Source organism: Agrobacterium sp. rho-13.3 (genome assembly GCF_033957765.2).
Lineage (GTDB): Bacteria > Pseudomonadota > Alphaproteobacteria > Rhizobiales > Rhizobiaceae > Agrobacterium.
In genome coordinates this window covers 2,954,873-2,971,948 of record NZ_CP192774.1, presented here as the reverse complement: position 1 = coordinate 2,971,948, position 17,076 = coordinate 2,954,873, and the positions used below count along the sequence as shown (strand labels likewise).

Below are 17,076 nucleotides of genomic sequence, written 5' to 3'. Positions count from 1 at the left end.
ACATGAAAGTCTTACGCGCCAGCGATTACAAACGCATGCCGTGGAAGAATGGTGGCGGGGAGACGGTGGAAATCACCGTCTTTCCTCCCAACGCGTCCGTCAGTGATTTCGACTGGCGCATCAGCATGGCAACGGTTGCCAGCGATGGCCCATTCTCGATCTTTCCCGGTATAGATCGCACACTGTCCATTCTGGATGGCAACGGCATGTCGCTGGCCATCGATGGCGCGGCACCTGTGCTGTTGACTCGGCACAGCCAACCACGTTCCTTTGCGGCTGACGTTGCTGTGGACGCTACCTTGCCGGAAGGCACAATTACCGACCTGAACGTGATGACACGGCGTGAGAGTTTTACGCATCAGGTCGAGCGGGCAAGCGGCAGTTTTTCTGTCTCGAAACAGTCCGATACGGAAACGATTATAGTGCTTGCGACGGGCAGCGTGCCCATGAAATCCAGTCAGGACAGCGTAGTCCTTGAAGCGTTGGACGCGGTCTGGATCGACGATACAATTGCCATCGAAGCCAGAAACATCGTCTGCTATGTCATCCGCGTGAACCCGCTCTAAACGAATATCTGCCGCTCGTTGGCGACGATATCCTGAAGGAACTGCGCAACAGTTCGAACGCGGGCGAGCTGCCGGGCGTTTTCATGAAACGCTGTCCAATAGGACCGGCGGATCGCGATATCCGGCAGCACCCGCACCAGCTCTGCGTGACTTCTGGCAATATAGTCGTGCAGAATTCCAATGCCCGCGCCAGAGCGCACCGCTTCCGTCTGGCCGATGGCACTGGAAATCTCAAAACTTGCATCCCAATCACGCAGGATTTCGCCGGTATAGTTGAGCGATGGTGCGAATATCAGATCCTCGACGTACCCAATCCGGCGATGCAGTTTCAGTGCCTCAACGGTGTCAGGTGCGCCGCTCTCTTTCAAATAGGATTTTGAGGCATAGAGGCCGAGCGAATAATCGGTGAGTTTCGAGAAAACCAGCCTGCCCTGTTCCGGCCTCTCGATGGTAATTGCAATATCCGCCTCACGCTGCGACAAGGAAAAGGAACGCGGCACTGGCACCAATTCGATCTTCAATTCCGGGTGCAGCGCCGTCAGCGCACCAAGGCGCGGGGCCAAAAAAGAAACCCCAAAACCATCCGGCGCGCCAATCCGCACCGTTCCGCTGATGGCCGCATCCCCTCGCCCAAGGCTTGCCTGAACGCTGAGCATTTCCGTTTCCATGCGCTCGGCAGAGATGAGAAACCGGCTTCCATCCTCCGTTAATTCGCAGCCATTGGTACGGCGGGTGAAAAGCCGTGTTTTCAGTGCCTCTTCCAACGAGGTCAGCCGCCGGGAGAGTGTTGCATGATTAAGACCGAGGCGTTTTGAGGCGGCAAGAATCTGCCCGGTCCGTGCAACGGCGAGGAAGATACGGACGTCATCCCAGTTCATGGTTTGCTGTGCATCATCAAGGGCTCAACGTCGATCAAGTTGAGTGATGTTACCATTCCAACCGTTCCCGCCTTGTATTTCAGGAAATGCGGCGTCTGTAGATGGGCTTCGTATGCTGCGCGGCTCGCATAGACCTCAAGGATGCGAATCTTTTCTGGATAGCCTTTGATCGCGACCGCATTCAATGCCAGCACGCCCTCTTCAATATTGACGGAAATCTCAATTTCCTCGGCAAGCAAACGTTGATAGGCCTCCAGATAAACCGGATCGATTTCGATTTCCGCCATTCTCACGACAGTTTCATCGCTCATAGGCTGTTCACTTTCTGTAAGACACACCTCAACACTGATTGCGCTATAATTTACGCACAACGGTTACTTATTTCAACGCGTTGATTTGTGTAAATTGAAGTGCGATGGTTGGTCATCAAAAATCCCGGAGGAACATCCATGAAAGAAATTGGCCATTTCATCAACGGCAAGCATGTGGCAGGCACCAGCGGCCGCACATCCAATGTCTACAATCCGGCCACGGGCGAAGTGCAAGCCACGCTTTCGCTGGCAAGTGACGCGGAAATTCTCGCAGCCGTGAACAGCGCCAAGGCGGCACAGCCCAAATGGGCAGCGACAAACCCGCAGCGCCGCGCCCGCGTTTTCTTCAAATTCGTGGAGCTGCTGAACCAGAACATGGACGAACTGGCGGTTCTTCTTTCCAGCGAACACGGCAAGACGGTTGACGATTCCAAAGGCGATATCATTCGTGGTCTGGAAGTCTGCGAATTCGTCTGTGGCATTCCGCATCTTTCCAAGGGTGAGTTCACCGAGGGTGCTGGCCCGGCCATCGATATGTATTCCATCCGCCAGCCGGTTGGCATTGGCGCCGGCATCACGCCGTTCAACTTTCCGGGCATGATCCCGATGTGGATGTTTGCGCCAGCGATTGCTTGCGGCAACGCTTTCATCCTCAAGCCATCCGAGCGAGATCCATCTCTGCCGATCCGTCTTGCAGAACTGATGATCGAGGCTGGCCTGCCTGCCGGTATTTTGAACGTCATCAATGGCGACAAGAGCGCCGTGGACGGCCTTTTGACCAACCCGGATATCGGCGCGGTTTCCTTTGTCGGCTCCACGCCCATCGCACGCTATGTTTACGGCACTGCTGCCATGAATGGCAAACGCGCCCAATGCTTCGGTGGCGCAAAGAACCACATGATCATCATGCCGGATGCCGATCTGGATCAGGCCGTCAACGCGCTGATGGGTGCTGGTTACGGTTCGGCTGGCGAACGCTGCATGGCCGTTTCCGTTGCTGTTCCCGTGGGCGAAGATACAGCCAATCGCTTGGTTGAAAAGCTCATCCCGCAGATCGAAGCACTGAAAATTGGACCTTATACCGACGACAAGGCCGATATGGGTCCGCTGATTACCAAAGAAGCACAAGCCCGCGTCAAAGGCCTTATCAACAGTGGCGTCGAGCAAGGCGCTGAACTTCTGGTCGATGGCCGCGACTTCAATCTTCAGGGTTATGAAGATGGTTATTTCGTCGGCGGCTGCCTGTTCGACCACGTCACCCCGGACATGGATATCTACAAACAAGAAATCTTCGGGCCGGTTCTCTCTGTCGTTCGCGCCAAGAATTACGAAGAAGCGCTCGAACTGCCAATGAAGCATGAATACGGCAACGGTGTTGCAATCTTCACCCGTGACGGTGATGCCGCCCGTGATTTCGCCAGCCGCATCAACATCGGCATGATCGGTATCAACGTGCCAATTCCCGTTCCACTCGCCTACCACTCCTTCGGTGGCTGGAAGGCATCCAGCTTCGGCGATCTCAACCAGCACGGCACGGATTCGATCAAGTTCTGGACGAAAACCAAAACCATCACATCGCGTTGGCCATCCGGCATCAAGGCAGGTGCCGAATTCGTCATGCCGACGATGAAGTGATTGCGTCAATAATGGAAAATAAAAGGGCGGCTCTCGCCGCCCTGATCATATCCAAGATGACGAACTCTACCGTCATCAAACTGAGCGCCGCAGAGCTAAAGCCCGCGGCGCTTTTTCACAGTCAATGCGCGGCGGACATGTCGCCCAGCACTTCCTTGGAAGCGACGGTTGAATCTGCATTCAGCTTGTAGACCATGGGCACGCCGGTCGCGAGATTGAGCTTGAGAATTTCTTCCTTGCTCAACTTGTCGAGAACCATGACGAGCGAGCGCAACGAATTGCCGTGTGCGGCAACCAGAACCTTTTCACCACGCAATACACGCGGCAGGATTTCTGTCAGGTAATAAGGCCAGACGCGAGCGCCGGTATCACGCAGGCTTTCGCCGCCTGGAGGTGGAATGTCGTAGGAGCGGCGCCAGATGTGGACCTGCTCTTCGCCCCATTTTACGCGAGCATCATCTTTATTGAGGCCAGACAATTCGCCGTAGTCGCGCTCGTTCAGCGCCTCATCGCGAATGGTTTCAAGGTCGGACTGGCCGACATTGTCAAGAACCATCTGGCAGGTTCTCTGGGCGCGGATCAGCGATGATGTGTAGGCCACGTCGAACTTGATGCCGTAATCGGCAAGCGCCTTGCCGCCCGCATTGGCTTCTTCGACGCCGAGTTCCGTCAAATCCGGGTCACGCCATCCGGTGAAGAGGTTCTTGAGGTTCCAGTCACTTTGGCCGTGACGAACGAGGACGAGGGTTCCGCTCATTTTCAATATCTCTCCAGAGTTGATTATTGGTTTTTCGCCAGACCGAGAACGTCCAGCATGGAATAGAAACCCGGCTTTTTATCGAAAGCCCACAGGGCAGCGGTTATGGCACCCCGCCCGAAAATGGTGCGATCCCCAGCATGATGCGACAGGGTGATCTGTTCACCCTCACCAGCGAAAATCACCGAATGGTCGCCGATAACCGAACCTCCGCGCAGCGTGGCAAAACCGATCGTGCCGATTTCGCGCGCACCGGTATGGCCATCGCGTACGCGTACGGAAGACGTCGCGAGATCAACCGCACGCCCCTTTGCCGCTGCTTCACCCAGAAGCAAGGCGGTACCGGACGGCGCATCGACCTTGTGCTTATGGTGCATTTCCAGGACTTCGATATCCCAGCTGTTGGCATCAAGTGCTTTCGCTGCCTGCTGCGTCAGCACGCCGAGCAGGTTCACACCGAGGCTCATATTGCCGGACTTGACGATGCGGGCGTGGCGGGCTGCGGCATTGAATTTTTCCTCATCTTCCACCGAGCAACCCGTGGTGCCGATGACGTGGACGATGCGCGCCTGCGCCGCGAGACCTGCGAAAGCCACGCTTCCGGCAGGCGAGGTAAAATCGATCACACCTTCGGCATGCACAAAGGCTTCAAGCGCATCGCTGGTGACGGCAACACCAATCGGACCAAGGCCCGAAATCTCGCCCGCATCACGACCGATGAAGGGGGAACCTTCACGCTCCAGGGCGGCATGAAGTTGGACGCCCGGTGTTTCATGGATCAGCCGAATCAGGGTTTGTCCCATACGCCCGGCAGCACCGACCACAACCAGTTTCATGCCATCACCGCTCATGCTTCCCCACTGTGATTTGCGGTTTAAAGACCGCGAACGCCCGTTGCCTGAAGATTGTTGAGGCGAGCGTAAAGACCATCTTCCTGCCGCGCAAGCGTCTCATGCGCACCTTCTTCCACGACAAGACCATCGTTCATCACCACGATCTTGTCTGCCTTCACCACGGTCGAAAGGCGGTGAGCGATGACAATCACGGTGCGTCCGCTCATCGCGGTATCAAGCGCCTTCTGAACTACGGCTTCGGACTCGGTGTCGAGGGCTGAGGTGGCTTCGTCGAGAAGCAGGATCGGTGCATTGCGCACCAACGCACGAGCGATGGACAGGCGTTGGCGCTGACCGCCAGAAAGCGTCATGCCATTTTCACCGACAGGCGTTTCGTATCCCTGCGGTTGCGCCAGAATGAAATCATGCGCGAAGGCCAGCTTTGCTGCTTCTTCGATCTCGCTATCCGTCGCTTCCGGCCGTCCATAGCGAATATTGTCACGAATCGTACCTTCGAAAAGGTAGGGTTGCTGCGAGACATAGGCCAGGTTCTGACGAACGGACAATGTCGTCACGTCAGCAATGTTCTGACCATCGATCAGAATCGCCCCTCCGTCCGGATCATAAAAGCGCGGAACGAGGTTGATGATGGTTGATTTTCCAGCACCGGACGGCCCGACGAGCGCCGTGGTCTTGCCGCCTTCTGCAACAAAGCTGACACCCTTCAGGATTTGACCACCATCTTTATAGGAAAAGAAAACATCGCGCAGCTCGACTGTAGCGTTTGAAATCTTCAGCGGTTGCGCGTCGGGCTTTTCGCGCTGTACCGGTTTCATGTCGAGGATATCATAGATCATCTGCGCATTGACGACCGCACGTTCCATTGAAATCTGCACGCGGGCAAGGCGGCGCGCAGGGTCATACGCCAACAGCAAGGCGGTGACAAAGGCGAAGAATGCGCCTGGCGGCACATTGTCATAGATGGCGCGATAGGCTGCATAAGCCAGCACGCTGGAAACGGCAAGACCAGCGATTGTTTCGGTCAAAGGCGCAGTTTTTTCCGTCAATCTGGCAATACGGTTTGCACGCCATTCAGCGGAATCCACAACGCGGTCTACGCGCTCTTCCAGCTGCTTTTCCATGGTGAAGGCTTTGACGATGGCAATGCCTTGCAGCGTTTCCTGCATGGCGCCCAGCACACGGCTGTTGAGGATAACAGCATCACGCGTGGCCTGACGCAGACGCTTTGCGATATAACGCAAACCAAGAACCAGAGGCGGTACGATAAATACAATCACGATCGAAAGAATCGGGTCTTTCACGATCATCACGGCAACCAATGCGATGAAGGTCAGCAGGTCACGCGCGACGGTCGTGACGGTGATGTTCATGACATCGCGGATACCGCCAATGTTCTGACTGACCTGTGCAGCCAGATGCGCTGAGCGCGACTCGCTGAGATATCCCACAGATAGTGTCATCAGATGCGAGTAGAGCCGCTTCTGGTATCGGGCAACGATATTGTTGCCGATTTTCGAAAGGGCAACCGACTGACCATAAGTCGCCAATCCACGGATAAAGAAAGCCGCAAAGATGGAGGCGCAGATGATCCAGACGAGGTCAGCACGCCGGTTGACGAATGCCTCGTTGATGATCGAGTCCATGATCCATGCCGTGAACGCTGTCGTACCGGCAACTGTCAAAAGGCAGAAAATCGCGAATGCGTAACCCGGAATATGGTCACGTGCATTTTCTGAAAAAATGCGTTTCAGGACAGATGTGATTGTGTCGGTATCAACAGGATGTTTTGTCTTGGCGGTCTTCAAGCGTTTATCCACCTTGCGGTTCTTGGCGGGAAACCCGCCTTTTCAAGCCGGGTCTATAGCCATTCAGGCGGGTTTTGACCAGTCTGAAGTTCTCATCACGTCTGCCAGCGCCTGCCATCCAGCGTCAGGCCGAAGTCACCGGGTGTACGGGCATAGGTGGAAAGACCGGCCAATGCGGCCTGCGGATGGGTCACGACATGGGTTGGAATGCTGCGCATCAAGGCCCTGTGCGGTGCCTTGTCTTCGAAGGCAGCTCGGAATTCCGGCAGCTCCAGCGCCGGGATGATTTTCTGCGAAATGCCGCCAGCCAGATAAACACCGCCACGCGCCATGAAGATCAACGCCAGATCACCTGCAAGACGTCCAAGATAAGTGCTGAACAGTGACAGAGTTTCTTTCGCCTGAGGGTTTTCACCGCTCAAGCCGGTTGCGGTCACATCGGCAGGATCGGAGAAGGCGGGCGATACGCCATCTGCCGCGCAGACGGCGCGATAAAGATTGACGAGGCCGCGCCCACACAAAATCTGTTCGCCCGCAATGCGGCCCTCAATGGTTTCGAGATGCGGAAACACTTGATAATCGCGTGGGCTACGCGGGCCAATATCCACATGCCCCCCTTCACCGGGAACCGGAAACCACATGTTGCGGGCGTAAACGAGCCCAGCGACCCCAAGGCCTGTGCCGGGACCAAGCACCACGCGTGACGCCATCATATCGGGGTTCTGGGGACCGATGGTTTTGCGGTTGTCGTCGCCAAGAGACGCGATGGCGAGTGCCTGCGCCTCAAAATCATTGATAACGATGACGTCTTTCAGCCCGAGATCGGCGAGCATCGTTTTGGGTCTGACGACCCAATGGCAATTGGTCAGCGGAATTTCGTCCGTCTCGATTGGACCTGCAATAGCAAGAATGGTCGACACCGGCTGAATAGAGGTCTTGTCAAGGATCACGCTTTGAATGGCGTCATCGATGTTTTCGAAGTCCGCCGTTTTTACGCTTGTCAGATGAACAGGCTCGGCATTGGCATCCAGCAAAATGCAGAAACGCGCATTGGTGCCACCGATATCTCCGATGAGAATCGGGAAGGAAAGAGTGTCGTTCTGCTTAAGCATTGCTGCTCCTGAATAGCGGTAATAGGTGTCTTAATTGAAATCGGTCAGCTTTTCAGCCGTCGCGCGGTTCAGCGCCATGGGAATGTCGTAGACGGTCGCAAGGCGTGTCAAGGCTTTGACATCCACATCATGCGGCATGGACGTGAGAGGATCGACAAAGAAGATCAGCATGTCGACTTCACCGGTTGCGATCATCGCACCAATCTGCTGGTCGCCACCGAGCGGGCCACTTTTAAGACGCAGCACATTCAAATCCGGGCAGGCATCCTGCACCCGCCCACCAGTCGTGCCGGTGGCGACGATGCGAAATTGCGACAGAGCCTTCTGATGCTCACGGGCAAAGGCGGCCATATCGTCTTTTTTCTCATCATGCGCGATCAGTGCGATACAGCGTTGACCTATCATTGTAACTCTCTGCGCCCCAGCGTCTAAATCGATTGAAGCCTTCTATAGCAACTCTGCACTATTTGAAAAGCAGTGCTTCGGGCGCAAATCAATTCAAAGAGGGACGTGATGACGGCCGGGGCACATCGGCAGGTGGCGTGGGCACACCCGAACCACTGGACGACTGTGGAACCGATTGCGGCGCGGCAGCTGGCACATAGGCGTCCTGAACGGCCATGCTGCGACCTCCAGCAGACGGTGCGGCGGCAATTGCGGCGCAGGCTCTGGGCAGGTCAGATACCATCATCGGGCGCGGTGGTTTTGGTGGCTTGGCATTCGGGTCTTTTTTCGGCGCTTCCCAAGGCTCCTTGGTGAACCACCATGCCAGAGATTTATCGCATCCATCGCCAGCAGCCACCGCAGCCTGAGGTTTGCAGTTCGGTGCGCCGGGAGGGCATTCCAGACGCACATGGAAATGCTCGTCATGTCCGTAAATCGGCCTGATCTTGCCGAGATTGGTGCGGTCGCCGGTCCATGTTTGGCAAAGTTTCTGCTTGATGGCCGGATTGACGAAAATGCGCTCCACTTGCGGATAGCTTGCCGCCATCACCACCAGCTTGGCGTTGAGCGGAGACCATTTTTTGTCATCGACGGTCAGGAATTTGCTTTTGTCGAGCATGGAGATGAAGGGCGTACTCTCGCGCTGCTCGGCGCTCATGATCTGGTTTGGCATCGGACGCCACCAGATATCGGCATCCAGACCGATCTGGTGCGAGGCATGGCCCGTCAACATCGGCCCGCCACGCGGCTGTGAGATATCGCCGATCAACAGACCCGGCCAGCCGATCTTTTGCGCGTCTTTTGCAAAACGCTCGATAAAGGAAATCAGCTGCGGCTGGCCCCAATAGCGGTTGCGGGAAAGCCGCATGGCCTGAAAACCCTGGCCCTCTGTCGGAAGCGCAACGGCGCCAGACTGGCAACCCTTGGCATAAGACCCGTAAGACGCGGGCGCGCCAGCAGAAGGAAGAGCAATATTGCCGAAAACCTGCTTGGCCGGTCCGTCTTGCGCAAACACAGAACCCGCCCCCACACCGATCATAGAGACAATCGAGAGGGCCAGAAGCGATGCCTTGCGCATGCTGGTTGCCTGTTTTTTCATGGGTCCGCCGCCTGCGATGCTGAATTGATTCTCTTTGAATCATACGCTGGAACGGGAATTTGGTGAAAGCATGTTTGCCTGATGACACCGGATAAAGCGCTTGTGAGATGACTGACCGTCATGCCCCCTATTTTTTGCCAATGTTTGTTTTATGCTGCACGGCAATGAAAAGTAAAAAGGACCATCGCTTCATGGCATTGGCAATGTTGAAATCCGGCCTGTTCGCTCTCGCCGCCGCATCTCTCATGACAGCTTCGATGGGAGCCTTCGCCCAGAACAGCGACAATTGGCGGAGCGGGATTTCGACGGTCGGTGAACTGAAGCATCCCAATGGTTTCGCGCGTTTCGATTTCGTGAACCCGGATGCGCCCAAGGGTGGCACGCTCAGACTTTCAACCGCCGGCACGTTCGATACGGTCAATCCAGTGCTTGCAAAGGGCGAAGCTGCAACGGGACTGGGCCTTGTATTCGACACGCTGATGAAGTCCTCGGAAGAGGAATTGTCTTCCTCCTACGGTCTTTTGGCGGAGGCCGTGAGCTTCCCGGATGATATCTCCAAAGTGACCTATCGTCTGCGAAAAGAAGCGAAATGGGCTGACGGTCAGCCGGTAACGCCAGAAGACGTTGTTTTCAGTTTCGAAAAAGCAAAAGATCTGAACCCGCAACAGGCCACCTATTATGCCAGCGTCATCAAGGCGGAAAAGACCGGCGACCGTGAAGTGACATTCACCTTCGATGAGAAGAACAACAAGGAACTGCCGCAGATCGTCGGGCAAGTGCAAGTGGTGCCGAAACACTGGTGGGAGGGCAACGGACCAGATGGCAAACCGCGTGATATCTCTCGCGGTACGCTGGAGCCGGTTATGGGGTCCGGTCCTTACAAGATTGCATCCGTAGCGCCAGGCTCGACCATCACCTACGAATTGCGTGACGATTATTGGGGCAAGGACGTGAACGTCAATGTCGGCCAGAATAATTTCAAGACGATCAGCTATACCTTCTACACCGATCGCGACGTTGAGTTTCAGGCGTTCAAAGCCGGAAATACCGATTTCTGGCAAGAAAACTCCGCGGGACGCTGGGCAACGGGTTATGATTTTCCCGCCGTCAAAGACGGTCGGATAAAGCGCGAGGAGTTACCGAATATCTACCGTTCGGTCGGCATAATGCAGGCGCTGGTGCCCAATGCACGGCGCGACAAGTTTAAAGACCCAAAAGTCCGCTTGGCTTTGAACTATGCGTTTGACTTTGAAGAGATGAACCGCACGCTGTTTTACAATCAGTATCAGCGCATCAACAGCTATTTCATGGGCAGCGATCTTGCCTCATCCGGCCTGCCGCAAGGCAAAGAGCTGGAAATTCTGAACGAAATCAAGGATCAGGTTCCGGCTGACGTTTTCACCAAGGAATATAAAAATCCGGTAGGCGGCGATCCAGCCAAACAGCGCGATAATTTTCGTGAAGCAGTCAAGCTGATGAAAGAAGCCGGTTACGAGCTTCGCGGCAACCGCATGGTCAATGCGTCCAGCGGCCAGCCGTTCGAGTTTGAAATTCTCGTTGATTCCGCTGCCATGGAACGTGTCGTCGTCACCTACACCAATAACCTTCGCAAGATCGGCATCAATGCGACCGTGCGGCTTGTCGATACATCGCAATACACAAACCGCACCCGGTCCTTCGATTATGATATGATCGTCAATCTTTGGGCGCAAAGCGCCAATCCTGGAAATGAGCAGGCCGACTACTGGGGTTCCAAAGCCGTCGATCGTCAGGGATCCAAGAACTTTGCTGGTATCAACAATCCGGCTGTAGACGCCCTTGTCCGTAAAGTTATTTTTGCAGGAAATCGTGACGATCAGGTCGCTGCCGTAAAGGCGCTGGACCGTGTACTTCTGGCCGGAAATTACGTTATCCCGCAATTTTATCGTGGAGAAATGACGCTCGCCTACTGGAATGTGCTGGTGCAGCCGCAAAGCCTGCCCCGCTATGGCATCGGTTTCCCGAATGCATGGTGGTCCACGAGTGCTGGAAAATAACGTAAGCCTTGCTTTATCAGCCAAGCCTTGATCCACATGGGCTATTGCGAATCATGACAGATGCGGCCTTTGCCGTATGCGTGAAAGGAAACGGTTTGACGGAACCGATGACATTTAAGCCCAATTCCATACAGCGGGGCGTCTGATGGGAGCTTATATTCTGCGGCGCTTGGCGCTGATGATACCGACCATTATCGGCATCATGGGCATTTCCTTTCTTGTTATTCAGTTCGCACCGGGCGGACCTGTGGAGCAGGTCATCGCCCAGCTTTCCGGCTCTGGTGATAGCGCCTCCGATCGGCTTTCCGGTGGTGGCGACCTGATGGGTGGTGGCGGCTTTGACGAAAGCGGTTCGAAATATCGCGGCGCGCAGGGGTTGGACCCGGAGCTGATTGCCAAGCTGGAAAAGCAGTTCGGTTTCGACAAACCACCGCTGACGCGCTTCCTTGAAATGATGTGGAATTATATCCGCTTCGATTTCGGCGACAGTTTCTTCCGCAATTCCTCTGTCATAGACCTCATCATCGATAAGCTGCCTGTGTCGATTTCGCTCGGCTTCTGGATATTGATCATCTCCTACGCCATCTCCATTCCTCTCGGCATCAAGAAAGCCGTTTCGGATGGCTCGACATTCGATGTCTGGACGTCGGGTATCGTGATCGTCGGGTATGCGGTGCCGAGCTTTCTGTTCGGTATTTTGCTGATTGTGGTTTTTGCAGGCGGTTCGTTCTTTGACTGGTTCCCGCTACGCGGTCTGGTGTCTGATAATTTTGCCGAACTGGTATGGTGGCAGAAGATTCTCGATTATTTCTGGCACATGGCGCTGCCATTGACGGCACTCGTCCTATCCGCATTTGCCACCACCACGCTTCTGACCAAGAACTCCTTCATTGATGAAATCAAGAAGCAATATGTGGTCACGGCCCGCGCCAAGGGCCTGTCTGAGCGTAAGGTTCTTTACGGCCATGTTTTCCGCAACGCGATGCTGATCGTCATTGCCGGTTTCCCCGGCGCCTTCATCTCGGCTTTCTTTACAGGATCGCTGTTGATCGAAAATATCTTCTCGCTGGATGGTTTGGGGAGGCTTGGTTATCTCTCGATCGTTAACCGCGATTACCCGATCGTGTTCGGAACGCTGTTCATCTTCTCGCTGATGGGCCTCGTCGTCAGCCTCTTATCCGACATGATCTACACATGGATCGATCCGCGCATCGACTTTGAGCGGAGGGACGTGTGATGCCAGTTCCAACACTCGCAGCGACCGACACACCACCACAGAAGCGGCCGTTCTTTTCGCCCACCACCGTCCGACGCTGGCAGAATTTCAAGGCGAACCGTCGCGGCTACTGGTCATTTTGGGTTTTCCTGTTGATATTCGGCCTCAGCCTGTTTGCGGAATTTCTAGCCAATGACAAGCCTATTATCGCCTCGTACAAGGGCGAAATTCTGGTGCCTGTTATGGTGGATTACCCGGAGGAAAAGTTTGGCGGCTTTCTTGCGCAGACGGATTACAAATCCTCATTCATTCAGGAAGAAATCAACGCCAATGGCTGGATGATCTGGCCGCCGATCCGTTATTCCTACCAGACGGTCAATTCCAATATTCCGCACTCCGCGCCCACACGCCCCTTTTGGCTGATGGATGAGCAGGAACGTTGCTCCGGTTATCCGCAGGGCGTTGCCGATCCGGCCTGTACAGTCGGCAATCTCAATTGGCTCGGTACAGACAATCAGGCCCGTGATGTCGCTTCCCGCGTGATCTACGGCTTCCGTATTTCCGTGCTGTTCGGCCTAGTGCTGACCATCGCGTCGGCCATTGTTGGTGTGACCGCCGGTGCCGTGCAGGGTTATTTCGGTGGCTGGACGGATTTGCTGATGCAACGTTTCATCGAAATCTGGTCTTCGATGCCGGTGCTTTATATCCTGCTGATTATCGCCGCTATTCTGCCGCCCGGCTTCTTCGTGCTTTTGGGCATCATGCTGCTGTTCTCATGGGTCGGTTTTGTCGGCATTGTGCGGGCGGAATTTCTGCGCGCCAGAAACTTTGAATATGTGAATGCCGCCCGCGCACTTGGTGTCAGCAACGGCACCATCATGTTTCGCCATTTGCTGCCCAACGCCATGGTCGCGACGCTGACCTTCCTGCCCTTCATCCTTTCGGGTTCGATCACCACATTGACATCACTGGACTTCCTCGGCTTCGGAATGCCGCCCGGCTCGCCGTCGCTGGGCGAAATGATTGCGCAGGGCAAGAACAACCTTCAGGCGCCGTGGCTGGGGCTGACGGCTTTCTTCACCATGTCGATCATGCTGTCGCTGCTGATCTTCGTGGGTGAAGCGGTGCGCGATGCCTTTGACCCACGAAAGACATTCCGATGAGCGCCGTCACAGAAAGAATGATCGCCCCGCTTCTGGCCGTTCGCGACCTCTCCGTCGCCTTTCACCAGGGTGGCAAGGAGAGCGTGGCGGTTGATGGTGTTTCGTTCGACATCATGCCCGGCGAAGTCGTGGCGCTGGTGGGGGAATCCGGGTCCGGCAAATCGGTGACGGCCAACTCCATCCTGAAGCTGCTGCCTTATCCGGCTGCAAGCCATCCGTCCGGGCGAATCATCTTCCAGGGTCAGGACTTGCTGGACGCGTCGATGCGCGAGCTTCGCGCCGTGCGTGGCAACGACATCACCATGATTTTTCAGGAGCCTATGACCTCGCTCAACCCGCTGCACAACATTGAGCGGCAGATTGGTGAGATTCTGGAGCTGCATCAGGCGATCACCGGTGTCGAGGCCAGAAAACGGGTTCTGGAACTGCTGTTGCAGGTTGGTATTCGCGAACCGGAAAAACGGCTGAAAGCCTATCCGCACGAGCTTTCCGGCGGCCAGCGCCAACGTGTGATGATTGCCATGGCGCTTGCCAACCGGCCAAAATTGCTGATCGCGGATGAGCCGACAACGGCTTTGGACGTCACGGTTCAGGCGCAAATCCTTGAGCTTCTGGGCGAGTTGAAGAACAAGCATGACATGTCCATGCTGTTCATCACCCATGATCTCGGCATCGTGCGCAAATTTGCCGACCGCGTTTGCGTGATGACCAAGGGCAAGATCGTTGAGACGGGCACGGTCGAGCAGGTCTTCAACACCCCGCAACACGCCTATACCCGCCACCTTCTGGCGGCAGAACCCAAAGGCGAGCCACCGCTTTCCGATACCAGCAAACCTGTGGTCATGCAGGGCGATGACATCAAGGTCTGGTTCCCGATCAAGGCTGGTTTGATGCGCAAGGTGGTGGATCACGTCAAGGCGGTGGATGGTATCGATATTACGCTGCGTGCCGGGCAAACGGTGGGCGTTGTGGGTGAATCCGGTTCCGGTAAGACAACACTGGGTCTGGCGCTTTCGCGGCTGATTTCCTCGAAAGGGCGCATAAGCTTTATCGGCCAATCCATCGATAGCTATTCTTATGCCATGATGAAGCCGCTGAGAAACCGGCTTCAGGTGGTGTTTCAAGACCCCTATGGTTCGCTCAGCCCCCGCATGTCGGTGGGTGAAATCATCGCCGAAGGTTTGCGCGTACACGAGAAGTGGTTATCCCATGATGAGCGTGACCGGCGGGTGGCGCAGGCACTGGACGAAGTCGGGCTCGACACTGCAACGCGCTGGCGTTACCCACATGAATTTTCCGGCGGTCAGCGGCAGCGCATCGCCATTGCCCGTGCCATGGTGTTGAAGCCGCGTTTCGTGATGCTGGATGAGCCGACGTCGGCGCTGGACATGAGCGTGCAGGCGCAGGTGGTGGATCTTCTGCGAGATTTGCAGGCCAAGCACGATCTCGCCTATCTGTTCATTAGCCATGACCTGAAAGTGGTCAAAGCACTGGCCAATGACATGATTGTCATGCGCCACGGCAAGGTGGTGGAAAGCGGTCCCGCGAAATCTATTTTCGAGGCACCTAAAGAAGAATACACACGGGCGCTGATGGCGGCGGCTTTTAATATCGAGGCGGTGAAGACGGCTGCGGTGAGCGAATAAGCACAGCCACCGCTTGCTATGCCCTAAAAACACACTGGCCTTCTTGGGTCAGCCCACGTAACATGCTCGAAGAACGTGGGAAACAATGAGGCGTATTGTCATCATGACGGCGCGATATTTGATTTATCAGCTTGTGGATGTTTTCCGTTAGCGACTCTGCCGCGACCGAAACTGAAACAACCTGCTGGTGAATGATGGCCGATATCGAATACGCAAAGACATTTTTCGAACAGAACCCCGACATTGAAATCCTCGAAGCCTTCGTCATCGACGTAAACGGCGTGCCGCGTGGCAAGTGGATTCCGCGTGAGCGGGCCATCGACGTATTGGAAAAAGGCATGGCCGTGCCGCGCTCTGTTTACGCGCTGGATATCTGGGGCCGCGATGTGAACGCCGCTGGTCTGGCCGAAGGCACTGGCGACCCGGATGGCCTGTGTTTTCCCGTGCCGGAAACGCTCTCGCGCGTCACATGGCTGGGCCGGCCGACGGCTCAGGTTCTGCTGGCCATGAGAGACCCTGATGGCAGTGGTTTTTATGGTGATCCGCGCAATGTGCTGGCGCAGGTTCTGTCTGGTTTCACGCGGCGCGGCCTGACGCCGGTTGTTGCGACGGAGCTGGAATTTTATCTCATCGATCCGGTTCGTTCCGCACTCGACCCCGTTCGTCCGCCGCGCAGCCGTGAAGGTCGCTGGCACACCGGCCAGACGCAGGTTCTGTCCATTTCCGAATTGCAGGATTTCGAAGAAGTCTTTCACGATATCGCCACCGCCTGCCGCGCGCAGAAGGTTGCCGCCGATACCACCCTCCGCGAAAACGGCCCAGGCCAGTATGAAATCAATCTCAACCATGTGCCGGATGCACTTCAAGCTGCGGATTTCGCGGTCTTCCTGAAACGCATCGTCAAGGGCGTGGCCCGCAAGCATGATCTGGATGCCACCTTCATGGCAAAGCCATACGGTATGCAGGCGGGCAATGGCATGCACGTCCATTTTTCCGTGCTGGATCGGGATGGCAACAATATTTATGCAGGCGAGAATGGACCATCCGAAGCGCTGATGCATTCGGTGGGCGGGCTCTTGGAAAATATGGGGGAAAGCATGGCGGTGTTTGCGCCGCATGCCAATTCCTACCGCCGCCTGCGTCCCAGTGAACATGCGCCGACCTATGCCTCGTGGGGCATCGACAATCGCTCTGCGGCGGTGCGCGTGATTGTCGCCAGCAAGCCGGCGACCCGTATCGAACACCGCGTGGCTGGAGCCGATACCAATCCCTATCTGGTGCTGGCGATGATCCTTAGTGCTGCACTGTCGGGCATGAAGGAAAAGCGTCAGCCGGGTGGCGCAATCTCTGGTGACAGCCATGCCATCAACCACGAACCACTTCCGACCAACTGGGATTATGCGCTCCAGCGTTTCACGCGCTCCAGCTTTGCCTATGCGACTTTAGGACAGAAATACCGCACGCTCTACTCGTCCTGCAAACAGCAGGAGCTGTCCGAATTTTCGCTGCGCGTAACAGACGTCGAATACGACGCTTATATCAGGACGGTGTGAG

Annotated in this window: 15 protein-coding genes; 7 read left to right on the top strand and 8 right to left on the bottom strand. The window is 55.7% G+C overall.

All coding sequences use genetic code 11. The features are described 5' to 3' along the window. Nucleotides 1-2: 2 nt before the first annotated feature. Entirely contained in the window at nt 3-566 is a 564-nt protein-coding gene (locus RMR16_RS14390) for a HutD/Ves family protein (protein WP_320200217.1), read from the top strand. On the opposite strand, the gene RMR16_RS14385 is transcribed toward RMR16_RS14390, so the two are convergent. Together RMR16_RS14385 and RMR16_RS14380 are read right to left on the bottom strand one after the other, a co-directional pair. Continuing rightward, complete coding sequence (locus tag RMR16_RS14385; RefSeq protein ID WP_320200218.1) at nt 563-1,444, bottom strand: LysR family transcriptional regulator; 882 nt, start codon at nt 1,442-1,444, stop codon at nt 563-565. The genes RMR16_RS14390 and RMR16_RS14385 overlap by 4 nt on opposite strands. Beyond that, entirely contained in the window at nt 1,441-1,755 is a 315-nt protein-coding gene (locus tag RMR16_RS14380; protein ID WP_320200219.1) for a putative quinol monooxygenase, read from the bottom strand. The genes RMR16_RS14385 and RMR16_RS14380 overlap by 4 nt, the downstream gene beginning before the upstream one ends. A 138-nt stretch (nt 1,756-1,893) precedes the next feature. Between RMR16_RS14380 and RMR16_RS14375 the strand changes: the two genes are divergently transcribed. After that, nucleotides 1,894-3,390 carry a CoA-acylating methylmalonate-semialdehyde dehydrogenase gene (locus tag RMR16_RS14375; protein ID WP_320200220.1) on the top strand — a complete coding sequence of 499 codons (1,497 nt, stop codon included), beginning with the start codon at nt 1,894-1,896 and terminating at the stop codon, nt 3,388-3,390. Nucleotides 3,391-3,511: 121 nt separating this feature from the next. Here the strand turns inward: RMR16_RS14375 and RMR16_RS14370 are convergent, their stop codons facing one another. From RMR16_RS14370 to mepA, 6 genes are all read right to left on the bottom strand, one after another. Further along, nucleotides 3,512-4,147 carry a 2,3-bisphosphoglycerate-dependent phosphoglycerate mutase gene (locus RMR16_RS14370; RefSeq protein ID WP_320200221.1) on the bottom strand — a complete coding sequence of 212 codons (636 nt, stop codon included), beginning with the start codon at nt 4,145-4,147 and terminating at the stop codon, nt 3,512-3,514. A 23-nt stretch (nt 4,148-4,170) separates the two neighbouring features. Continuing rightward, nucleotides 4,171-4,998, bottom strand: coding sequence for a 4-hydroxy-tetrahydrodipicolinate reductase (dapB, locus tag RMR16_RS14365; RefSeq protein ID WP_320200222.1), 828 nt, complete (start codon nt 4,996-4,998; stop codon nt 4,171-4,173). Nucleotides 4,999-5,021: 23 nt separating this feature from the next. Next, nucleotides 5,022-6,806, bottom strand: a complete 1,785-nt coding sequence (locus tag RMR16_RS14360; RefSeq protein ID WP_320200223.1) for an ABC transporter ATP-binding protein — start codon at nt 6,804-6,806, stop codon at nt 5,022-5,024. 95 nt (nt 6,807-6,901) lie between these two features. Further along, nucleotides 6,902-7,918, bottom strand: a complete 1,017-nt coding sequence (locus tag RMR16_RS14355; RefSeq protein ID WP_320200224.1) for a glucokinase — start codon at nt 7,916-7,918, stop codon at nt 6,902-6,904. 30 nt (nt 7,919-7,948) lie between these two features. Next, nucleotides 7,949-8,323, bottom strand: a complete 375-nt coding sequence (locus RMR16_RS14350) for a methylglyoxal synthase (protein WP_320200225.1) — start codon at nt 8,321-8,323, stop codon at nt 7,949-7,951. 88 nt (nt 8,324-8,411) lie between these two features. Then, on the bottom strand, nt 8,412-9,461 hold the full coding sequence (gene mepA, locus RMR16_RS14345) for a penicillin-insensitive murein endopeptidase (RefSeq protein WP_320200226.1): 1,050 nt from the start codon (nt 9,459-9,461) through the stop codon (nt 8,412-8,414). 191 nt (nt 9,462-9,652) lie between these two features. On the opposite strand from mepA, the gene RMR16_RS14340 reads away from it, so the two are divergent. The 5 genes from RMR16_RS14340 (at nt 9,653) to RMR16_RS14320 (ending at nt 17,075) form a co-directional block, all read left to right on the top strand. Then, a complete protein-coding gene (locus RMR16_RS14340) occupies nt 9,653-11,497 on the top strand; it encodes an extracellular solute-binding protein (RefSeq protein WP_320200227.1) in 1,845 nt (614 codons plus the stop codon). 145 nt (nt 11,498-11,642) lie between these two features. Continuing rightward, entirely contained in the window at nt 11,643-12,734 is a 1,092-nt protein-coding gene (locus RMR16_RS14335) for a microcin C ABC transporter permease YejB (protein WP_320200228.1), read from the top strand. Then, nucleotides 12,734-13,876, top strand: coding sequence for an ABC transporter permease (locus RMR16_RS14330; protein ID WP_320200229.1), 1,143 nt, complete (start codon nt 12,734-12,736; stop codon nt 13,874-13,876). The genes RMR16_RS14335 and RMR16_RS14330 overlap by 1 nt, the downstream gene beginning before the upstream one ends. Next, nucleotides 13,873-15,522 carry an ABC transporter ATP-binding protein gene (locus tag RMR16_RS14325; RefSeq protein ID WP_320200230.1) on the top strand — a complete coding sequence of 550 codons (1,650 nt, stop codon included), beginning with the start codon at nt 13,873-13,875 and terminating at the stop codon, nt 15,520-15,522. The genes RMR16_RS14330 and RMR16_RS14325 overlap by 4 nt, the downstream gene beginning before the upstream one ends. Nucleotides 15,523-15,713: 191 nt before the next feature. After that, nucleotides 15,714-17,075 carry a glutamine synthetase family protein gene (locus RMR16_RS14320; protein WP_320200231.1) on the top strand — a complete coding sequence of 454 codons (1,362 nt, stop codon included), beginning with the start codon at nt 15,714-15,716 and terminating at the stop codon, nt 17,073-17,075. Nucleotide 17,076 lies beyond the last annotated feature (1 nt).

Coding starts and splice junctions, on each gene's coding strand:
- RMR16_RS14375 (WP_320200220.1), top strand. CDS start 1,894: ATGAAAGAAATTGGCCATTTCATCAACGGCAAGCATGTGGCAGGCACC.
- dapB (WP_320200222.1), bottom strand. CDS start 4,998: ATGAGCGGTGATGGCATGAAACTGGTTGTGGTCGGTGCTGCCGGGCGT.
- RMR16_RS14330 (WP_320200229.1), top strand. CDS start 12,734: ATGCCAGTTCCAACACTCGCAGCGACCGACACACCACCACAGAAGCGG.
- mepA (WP_320200226.1), bottom strand. CDS start 9,461: ATGAAAAAACAGGCAACCAGCATGCGCAAGGCATCGCTTCTGGCCCTC.
- RMR16_RS14335 (WP_320200228.1), top strand. CDS start 11,643: ATGGGAGCTTATATTCTGCGGCGCTTGGCGCTGATGATACCGACCATT.
- RMR16_RS14370 (WP_320200221.1), bottom strand. CDS start 4,147: ATGAGCGGAACCCTCGTCCTCGTTCGTCACGGCCAAAGTGACTGGAAC.
- RMR16_RS14325 (WP_320200230.1), top strand. CDS start 13,873: ATGAGCGCCGTCACAGAAAGAATGATCGCCCCGCTTCTGGCCGTTCGC.
- RMR16_RS14350 (WP_320200225.1), bottom strand. CDS start 8,323: ATGATAGGTCAACGCTGTATCGCACTGATCGCGCATGATGAGAAAAAA.
- RMR16_RS14385 (WP_320200218.1), bottom strand. CDS start 1,444: ATGAACTGGGATGACGTCCGTATCTTCCTCGCCGTTGCACGGACCGGG.
- RMR16_RS14340 (WP_320200227.1), top strand. CDS start 9,653: ATGGCATTGGCAATGTTGAAATCCGGCCTGTTCGCTCTCGCCGCCGCA.
- RMR16_RS14320 (WP_320200231.1), top strand. CDS start 15,714: ATGATGGCCGATATCGAATACGCAAAGACATTTTTCGAACAGAACCCC.
- RMR16_RS14390 (WP_320200217.1), top strand. CDS start 3: ATGAAAGTCTTACGCGCCAGCGATTACAAACGCATGCCGTGGAAGAAT.
- RMR16_RS14380 (WP_320200219.1), bottom strand. CDS start 1,755: ATGAGCGATGAAACTGTCGTGAGAATGGCGGAAATCGAAATCGATCCG.
- RMR16_RS14355 (WP_320200224.1), bottom strand. CDS start 7,918: ATGCTTAAGCAGAACGACACTCTTTCCTTCCCGATTCTCATCGGAGAT.